The sequence below is a fragment of the Malaciobacter halophilus genome (genome assembly GCF_002837275.1).
Lineage (GTDB): Bacteria > Campylobacterota > Campylobacteria > Campylobacterales > Arcobacteraceae > Malaciobacter > Malaciobacter halophilus.
The window spans coordinates 1-858 of sequence record NZ_NXIF01000101.1; the positions used below are offsets into that span (position 1 = coordinate 1).

General features: G+C 34.8%; 1 protein-coding gene. It reads right to left on the reverse strand.

Annotation, left to right across the window (positions count from 1 at the left end; all coding sequences use genetic code 11):
• Positions 1–858 (reverse strand): VCBS domain-containing protein (locus tag CP960_RS13595; protein ID WP_165777377.1); only part of this gene is annotated, 858 nt, incomplete at both ends.

The following is an 858-nucleotide window of genomic DNA, read 5'->3' on the forward strand; positions in this document are numbered from 1 at the left end:
AATCTGTTGAACCATTTATTGTGATTACTACTTCTGTTTGAGATGTTGTTCCATCTCCATCTTGTACTGTATATGTAAATGTCTCTGTTAATGTGTCACCATCATTTAATGCATTTACTGTTGGATTTGTATTATCTAGTGTATAGCTATATGTTCCATCTGCATTTAATGTTACTGTTCCATAGTTAGCTGTTGTACTATCCCATGATACGAAACTTACATCTCCATCGAATGGATCTGCTTCATTTGATAAGGTATCTCCTGAAACTGTTGTTATTGCTGAATCTTCTGTTAAACTATGTTCTTCACCTACTGCTTCAATCGTACTATCTGTTATTAAAATATCTAAGGTATCTACAGCTGATGTTTGGTTTAACGCATCTGTTACTGTTATTGCTATTGTATCTATTACACTATCTTCACCGGCACTATGGTCTTTTGGTTGATTTAGTACATACTCATAGCTTACTTCACCTGTTGACTCATCATATCCTGTGATTGTAAGTTGTCCACCCTCATCACTTGTTGTGATTTCTACTGGATTTGCACTTAAATCTTTAAGCTGTGCTTCTGTAATTGTAGTACCATCTACACTTATTGATTCTACTCCTGCTTCCGCTGCGATTGTAAATGTTCCACTTACTGCTGTTGTTGCATCTTCTGCAATTATATTATCGCCTACTTCTGCTGTTAAATCTGATACTTCTACTGTTGGTACAGAATCTGTTGAACCATTTATTGTGATTACTACTTCTGTTTGAGATGTTGTTCCATCTCCATCTTGTACTGTATATGTAAATGTCTCTGTTAATGTGTCACCATCATTTAATGCATTTACTGTTGGATTTGTATTATCTA